Consider the following 7675-nt stretch of genomic DNA (forward strand, 5'->3'; position numbering starts at 1 on the left):
GAGCCATGCTTTTTTATCTTTTGCTAATCGGGTAAGTTTAGTTAGCAGATTCTTCACTGTCGTTATCATCAACCTTAGGAACGGTGACTTGCAGTTGTAAGATACGACGATTGTCGGCGTTGGTTACTTTAAATTGGTAACCATCTATATCAATAGTTTCACCACGACCTGGCATATGACCAAATGCATGCAGTACAGTACCACCAATAGTATCGGCGTCTTGTGTGCTGTAACCTGTTTTAAAATGCTCGTTAAAGTCATCTACAGGCGTTAGCGCTTGCACCACGTGAACGTGTTTAGCTAACTGGCGAATATCTTCGTGTTCTTCTTCGTCGTGCTCATCTTCGATTTCGCCAACGATAATTTCAAGAATATCTTCAATAGTTACTAAGCCCGATACGCCGCCGTATTCATCAATAACTACTGCCATATGGTAGCGTTGCTGACGAAATTCGTTAAGTAGAGTATCAACACGTTTACTTTCAGGTACTACCATTGCAGGGCGTAAGTAATCGCGTACTGATGGTAGGTGCTCGTCTTTGTTTAAGATTAATGGCAATAAATCTTTAGCAAGTAAAAAACCTTCTACGTGGTCTTTGTCTTCAATCACCACTGGAAAGCGTGAGTGGGTAGAGTGGACCATCATGGGTATTAGCTCTTCAAGCGGGCTGTCGATCTCTAGAGTGACCATTTGTGAGCGCGGTACCATTATGTCTCGCACTTTAAGCTCAGATACTCCGAGCACACCTTCTATCATCTCTTTTGTTTCGGGATCGATTACGTCTCGTTCTTGCGCATCGGCAATTACTTCGACCAGCTCTTCTCTATTCTGGGGTTCCCCTTGCAACATTTGGGCTATTCTGCCCAACCACGTTTTGCCAGAAGAACCCTGGCTAGATTGCGAGTTACCGTCGCTCATTGCGTCTAATTGCTCCATTAATTTTAAATATCGTCCCGGTATGGGTCTGCTATGTTTAGCTCTGCAAGTAATTGCTTTTCTATACTTTCCATCTCGAAAGCGTCTTCACTCTTTATATGGTCAAATCCAAGTAAATGCAAGCATCCATGAATGACCATGTGGGCAAAGTGGTCATGAAATGACTTCTCTTGCTCAATTGCTTCAGCTAATACTATAGCTGGGCAAATAATTAAATCACCCACGAGAGGAATATCTATTCCCGGTGGCGCTTCAAATTCAAACGATAATACGTTAGTTGGTTTGTTTTTACCGCGATAATCGTTATTTAGCTGCTGCGATTGTGCTTCGTCGCTTATGACGATGCTCAGCTCTGACTCATCACGGTATTGGCTAAGTGCTTTGTCAGCCCATAACGCAAACTGCTCTTCGCTTGGCAAGTTTTCAAACTCGCACGCTATTTGTAAATCAAGTTCGGTTGTCAATGTATTACTCTTTAGTCGAAGGCGTTTGTTGAACAGCAAGTTGGTCTTTCGCTTTTTGCTTCTCAATACGGTTTAGTCGCTCGCGTTCGTCGTTTCGCTCATAGGCTTCAACAATGCGCGCTACTACAGGGTGGCGTACTACGTCGTGGGCTTTAAAGTAGTTAAAACTTATTTCGTCTACACCATCAAGTACTTCCATTGCGTGGCGAAGCCCTGAGCGTGTGCCTCGTGGTAAGTCTACTTGTGTAATATCGCCAGTAATAACTGCTTTTGAGTTAAACCCTATACGGGTTAAAAACATTTTCATTTGCTCGGCAGTGGTATTTTGGCTTTCATCTAAAATAATAAATGCATCGTTTAAAGTACGACCACGCATATAAGCAAGCGGTGCAACTTCAATGATATTTTTTTCGATGAGTTTTTCTACTTTTTCAAAACCAAGCATTTCGAATAGGGCATCGTAAAGCGGGCGCAGGTACGGGTCTATTTTTTGACTTAAATCGCCAGGTAAAAAGCCAAGCTTTTCACCTGCTTCTACAGCTGGGCGAGTTAATAATATACGGCGAATTTCTTGGCGCTCAAGGGCGTCAACGGCAGTCGCTACAGCTAAATATGTTTTACCAGTACCAGCCGGACCAATACCAAATGTAATATCGTGATGCAAAATATTTGCAACGTATACACCTTGGTTGTCGTTACGTGGCTTAATTACACCACGGCGCGTTTTTATGACCATGTCTTTGCCGTAAGCACTGCTTGATGCATCTTGCTCTAGGGCTTTTGATTCGGTAATGGCTAAATGAACACTATCAGGTTCTATTTCACCGATTACGCCACGGACAGGTTGAGTATCAATATAAAGGTTTTTTAAGATTTCTACAGCGCCAGCGCTATTGTGCAACTTACCAGTGACTTTAAATAGGTTGTCGCGGTGGATAATTTCAACAGCCAGACGGCGTTCAATTTGTTTGATGTTTTCGTCAAACGGACCACATAATGAAGAAAGGCGTTTGTTATCGGCAGGTTCTAAATAAATCTCTAATGTTTTTAATTGATTACTCAAAATTACTTCCTATAGCATAGCGCCAGTATTAACTGGCGCAAATTCTAATTATGTAGACTATGGAACGAAAGTAGCAACGCCAATTTCGTTAATTGTGTCTGGTTTTGGTGCAGCACTAGCGGCTTTTGTTAAAATATCTGAAGGCGCTATTTCACGTCGTAAGTTCATTTCTGATTCTGTACGAATTAAATCACCACGTAAAGAGTTAGGTAGTGCTTCGGTAATACGTACGTCAACAAACTGTCCGATCACTGTATGTGGACCAACAAAGTTTACTACACGGTTGTTTTCGGTACGACCACGTAATTCCATCGGGTTCTTTTTAGAAGGACCTTCAACAAGTATACGTTGCTCTGTATCGAACATTTGACGGCTAATTTGCTGCGCCATTTGTGTAATACGGTTTTGTAGTAAGTATAGGCGCTCTTTTTTCTCTTGCTCTGTTACGTCATCTGGTAAATCTGCAGCAGGTGTACCTGGGCGAGCACTGTAAATAAAGCTAAAGCTCATATCAAAACCAATATCGCTAATAAGCTTCATGGTCGCTTCAAAGTCTGTTTGTGTTTCGCCAGGGAAACCAATTATGAAGTCTGACGACATGCTTAAATTAGGACGAATTTTACGTAATTTACGAATTGTTGATTTGTACTCAATAGCCGTATGACCACGTTTCATTAGATTTAATATACGGTCTGAACCACTTTGTACTGGTAGATGTAAGTGATCTACTAGTTCTGGTACATCGGCATAAACGTCTATTATGTCTGGTGTAAATTCTACCGGGTGCGATGTGGTGTAACGAATACGGTCAATACCATCAATAGCAGCAATTAGACGAATTAAATCTGAAAAGTAACAAATTTCGCCATCGTGGGTGTCACCACGGTATGCATTTACGTTTTGACCAAGTAAGTTTACTTCACGTACGTTTTGCTCAGCTAGCTGTGCAATTTCAAGTAATACGTCATCTACTGGGCGGCTAACTTCTTCGCCACGAGTGTACGGTACAACACAAAAAGTACAGTATTTAGAACAACCTTCCATAATGGATACAAATGCAGACGGACCATCTGCTTTTGGTTCTGGTAGACGGTCAAACTTTTCAATCTCTGGGAACGAAATATCTACAACCGATGACCCTTTATTGCCTTGTACTTGTTTTATCATTTCAGGTAAGCGGTGAAGCGTTTGCGGGCCAAAAATAACGTCTACAAATGGTGCACGCTGGCGAATAGAATCACCTTCTTGCGAAGCAACACAACCACCTACGCCAATTATTAAATCTGGCTTGTCGTCTTTTAACAACTTCCAACGACCCAATTGGTGAAATACTTTTTCTTGTGCTTTTTCACGAATTGAACAGGTGTTGAGTAAGATTACGTCGGCATCTGTTGCATCTTCAGTTAACTGATAGCCGTTGGTCGCATCTAAAAGTTCAGCCATTTTCTGAGAGTCGTATTCGTTCATCTGACAACCCCAGGTTTTAATATGCAGCTTTTTACTCATTGAAATATAGCCTCGTGTTCAATTCGATAGTGGCACAAAAATGTGCTTAAAACAGGATTAAGGAGCAAGCATGCTCACTTAAAGGACGCGTATTTTAGCTGGATACCCGCCCAGATCCAAGTATAGTTTTCATGTTTGTGATCTCAAATCAATACAGACCCAGTTTAATATGCTGTTGAGGATATACTCTGGCATAAAACAAATTAATTTTGATACAATCAAAACAGACTCAAGTAATAATAAAATGATGAAAAACATGACTCAAAATAAAGTGATAGTGGTTGGCGGCGGCATGGTTGGTGCGGCAATGGCTATAAAGTTAGCACAGCAAGGCAAAGCCGTACGCATAATAGAAAAGCACCTTATTGACCCTTCAAAAATTTTGAGTAGTGATATTGTTGATATTAGAGTGTCGGCTATTAATCGCTTTTCAGAAAATTTACTTGATGAATTAGGTGCAATGCCGATTTTAAGGCAAAACCGTATAGCGCCTTATCAACAACTCGAGGCGTTTGAGCGTGGTGGTGATAACTTATTGTTCGATTGCGCCGATATAAACACGACACATTTAGGTCATTTGATTGAAAATAATTTAATTCAAGCAAGTTTGTGGCAGCAATTTGAGCAATACAACATTGAAGTTATTGAACAATCAGCGCCTATTACGAGTATTGATCAAACCCAAGATGCAATTACGCTAGTGTATGGTGAGCAAACGTATACCGCTGATTTAGTTATTGCAGCTGATGGTGGACAGTCGCAACTTCGCAATAAAGCAAATATAGGTATTACTGGTTGGCAGTACCAACAACATTGTATGGGTGTATTAATTAAGTTAGATGCGCCGCAACAAATTAAAACATGGCAGCAATTTACACCAACCGGACCGTTAGCATTTTTACCTATGCAGGCACCGTACGCTAATTTAATTTGGTACGACGATGCAAATACGCTTCAAGAGTTTAAAGGGTTATCTCCAGCAGAGCTAAAAGTACATATCCTTAATAAATTTCCTGAACTTGCTGGTGACTTTGAAGTACAAAGCCATGCGGTTTTTCCGCTTACCCGACAACATGCCAATAATTACTCACAAGGACGCTTAGTATTAGTGGGTGATGCCGCGCATACCATTAACCCGCTTGCAGGGCAGGGCGTTAATTTAGGCTTTCAAGACGTTGTAGCGCTTGCTGAAGTGCTGTTAAGTACGAGTGATGTAGGTTGTCTGTTAAAACTTAAAAAATATGAGCGCAGTCGTCGAAAAGCTAATCAATTAATGATGAGCATGATGGATGCCTGTTACTTTGGATTTTCCAACCAAGTTACACCACTAAAATGGGCGCGAAGCCAGTTTTTAAAAATGGCTAACAATACAGGACCGCTGAAAAACTGGGTCTTAAAGTATGCTATTAGCGGAGAGCTTAGTTAATTTAACCACACACAAATAATCATCTACAAATAAACCTCCACTAAAAGAGTGCGCTAACAGCAATATTGTTAGTGCGCTGACTTCGTACTATTTTTTCATCTCTTTTATATATCTCGTCTTTTTTGTGTATTTTATGTCGTTATCAGGTTTATTAGCCATAATAAAGATATAACGTATTGGCTTAAAAGAGTGTATGTGGATAATCTATTTATTTTTATGATTACGGTGGGAGTAGTACTTCTAACGTTAAGCTTAAGACCAACCCTCAAAATATGTAAAAAAACGAACCGTCTTGCTTGGAGTTTGTTACTTATTTTAATTGTACTTTTTATTTTTGGGTATTGGGGAATACTTTATTACTTTGTTAACAATACAATAATCCCATTTGTGACATCAAGTGTCTCATTTATTTTGCTCGGTGGTGGCGCATTTGTGTACATGGTAATTAAACTGAGCTCAAAAAGTATAATAGAAATTGAATGCTCAGCTAATCATCAACGACATCTAGCAGAGCACGATAGCCTGACAAACTTGCCTAATCGTAAAAAGTTTTTTGAAGTTCTCAATAAAAAAATAGGGCATAACGACACCTTTACTTTATTTTTAATAGATTTGAGTAACTTTAAACGAGTTAATGATTCCTACGGCAATACATGTGGCGATGCTTTACTGTGTGTTTTATCCAAAACATTAAATTTAAACTTATCAGGTCTCGCAAGATTATACCGTATAGGCGGTGATGAATTTGCCATTTTATTAGATTCAGTTTCACAAGATGACTATGCGTCTTGCATACAGCTCACCAATAAATCTATAGAAAAACCGTTTTCTATTTTTGATCAAACCATACGCGTTAAATTAAAAATAGGCGTGAGTACCTATCGAAAAGACACCAAACATATTAATGAATTATTCAAATTTGCAAACTTAGCACTGCACGAAGCAAAAAAAACACAGCAACAGGTTGTCCATTACTTTAGTGATTTGAGTGTAAGAGCTGACGATTTATTTGATATGTCGAGCCGAATTAAAAATGCATTAAAAAATGAAGAGTTTGAGCTTTATTTACAACCTATATTTGATTCACAACAGGATGAGATACATGGTGCCGAGGCATTAATTCGCTGGCCGCAAAGTGATGGCTCATTTATCAGCCCTGAAGTGTTTATAAAAATTGCAGAACAAACTGGAGATATTTTAAATATATCTAAGTGGGTAGTACTAGAAACAATAAAGCATCTAAAATTGTTAAAAAGCGCAGGTTTTATTGGTCCATTACACGTTAACTTATCAACAAGAGATTTAGAGAGTCTAGATTTTTACGAATTCATTGAGCCATTAATTAACTTAGATCCTACCTTAAGCGATTCTATTATTTTTGAAATTACTGAAGGTGCAATGATGACGAACTTAGATGCAGCACGTAGCATGATGTATAAGTTGAATGACAGAGGTTTTGAATTTAGTGTAGATGACTTTGGTACTGGGTTTTCTTCGTTATCGTTATTAAGGGAATTGCCAATTAGCCAAATAAAAATAGATCAGTCGTTTATTAAAGATATGCTGACACAAATAGCTAATTACGCAATTGTTGAGTCAACGTTATTTTTAGCAAATAGACTAAATTGTAAAGTTGTAGCAGAGGGGATTGAAAACAAAGATCTTCAAGAAACACTCACATCAATGAATTGTGATTATTTACAAGGATATTATTTTAGTAAGCCAATTAATTTAGAAGAGTTTATTAAGAAGTATTCTAATGAAGATATGTATCAGATAATTTAACAAATTGGCTGGGATACCAGGATTTGAACCTGGGAATGCCAGGATCAAAACCTGGTGCCTTACCGCTTGGCGATATCCCAACTATAAATTTGCACTAGTTTTAGTTCTAAGTAAGAACATGGTGCGGAAAGAGAGACTTGAACTCTCACAACCGAAGTTACTGGAACCTAAATCCAGCGCGTCTACCAATTCCGCCACTCCCGCATCGTTCGTGTAATTAAACACTAGTCGCTTTTTAAACTCTTAGCTGAGTAATTCTTATATCCAACTTTCCTTGGTAGAAGAAGTTGGCTGGGATACCAGGATTTGAACCTGGGAATGCCAGGATCAAAACCTGGTGCCTTACCGCTTGGCGATATCCCAACAAAGAATTATTTGATAGTTTTATTTCTTATCAAGAAAATGGTGCGGAAAGAGAGACTTGAACTCTCACAACCGAAGTTACTGGAACCTAAATCCAGCGCGTCTACCAATTCCGCCACTCCCGCATCGTT

6 protein-coding genes and 4 tRNA genes are annotated in these 7675 nt (G+C 39.3%); 2 read left to right on the forward strand and 8 right to left on the reverse strand.

Annotated features, from left to right (window positions below; genetic code table 11):
* Positions 1 to 37: 37 nt before the first annotated feature.
* From corC to miaB, 4 genes are read right to left on the reverse strand one after another with little or no spacing between them, the layout of a single operon-like run.
* Entirely contained in the window at positions 38 to 919 is an 882-nt protein-coding gene (gene corC / locus L647_RS0104100; RefSeq protein ID WP_024610060.1) for a CNNM family magnesium/cobalt transport protein CorC, read from the reverse strand.
* Positions 920 to 942: 23 nt separating this feature from the next.
* Positions 943 to 1401 carry an rRNA maturation RNase YbeY gene (gene ybeY / locus L647_RS0104105; RefSeq protein ID WP_024610061.1) on the reverse strand — a complete coding sequence of 153 codons (459 nt, stop codon included), beginning with the start codon at positions 1399 to 1401 and terminating at the stop codon, positions 943 to 945.
* A 4-nt stretch (positions 1402 to 1405) separates the two neighbouring features.
* Positions 1406 to 2464: a PhoH family protein gene (locus L647_RS0104110; protein WP_024610062.1), complete on the reverse strand. Its 1059-nt coding sequence runs from the start codon at positions 2462 to 2464 to the stop codon at positions 1406 to 1408.
* Between the two features lie 57 nt (positions 2465 to 2521).
* Complete coding sequence (miaB, locus tag L647_RS0104115) at positions 2522 to 3970, reverse strand: tRNA (N6-isopentenyl adenosine(37)-C2)-methylthiotransferase MiaB (protein WP_024610063.1); 1449 nt, start codon at positions 3968 to 3970, stop codon at positions 2522 to 2524.
* Positions 3971 to 4214: 244 nt separating this feature from the next.
* On the opposite strand from miaB, the gene L647_RS0104120 reads away from it, so the two are divergent.
* Both L647_RS0104120 and L647_RS0104125 read left to right on the forward strand, forming a co-directional pair.
* Positions 4215 to 5396 (forward strand): FAD-dependent monooxygenase, encoded by a 1182-nt coding sequence (locus L647_RS0104120; RefSeq protein ID WP_024610064.1) that lies wholly within the window; start codon positions 4215 to 4217, stop codon positions 5394 to 5396.
* A 438-nt stretch (positions 5397 to 5834) separates the two neighbouring features.
* Positions 5835 to 7181 carry a bifunctional diguanylate cyclase/phosphodiesterase gene (locus L647_RS0104125; protein ID WP_253948830.1) on the forward strand — a complete coding sequence of 449 codons (1347 nt, stop codon included), beginning with the start codon at positions 5835 to 5837 and terminating at the stop codon, positions 7179 to 7181.
* A gap of 5 nt (positions 7182 to 7186) precedes the next feature.
* On the opposite strand, the gene L647_RS0104130 is transcribed toward L647_RS0104125, so the two are convergent.
* The 4 genes from L647_RS0104130 to L647_RS0104145 form a co-directional block, all read right to left on the reverse strand.
* Positions 7187 to 7261 (reverse strand) — tRNA-Gln (locus L647_RS0104130).
* A gap of 39 nt (positions 7262 to 7300) precedes the next feature.
* Positions 7301 to 7385: transfer RNA gene (locus L647_RS0104135), tRNA-Leu, on the reverse strand.
* An 84-nt stretch (positions 7386 to 7469) separates the two neighbouring features.
* A tRNA-Gln gene (locus tag L647_RS0104140) sits at positions 7470 to 7544 on the reverse strand.
* A 40-nt stretch (positions 7545 to 7584) separates the two neighbouring features.
* A tRNA-Leu gene (locus tag L647_RS0104145) sits at positions 7585 to 7669 on the reverse strand.
* Positions 7670 to 7675 lie beyond the last annotated feature (6 nt).

Source organism: Pseudoalteromonas sp. TB64, from assembly GCF_000498095.1.
GTDB lineage: Bacteria > Pseudomonadota > Gammaproteobacteria > Enterobacterales > Alteromonadaceae > Pseudoalteromonas.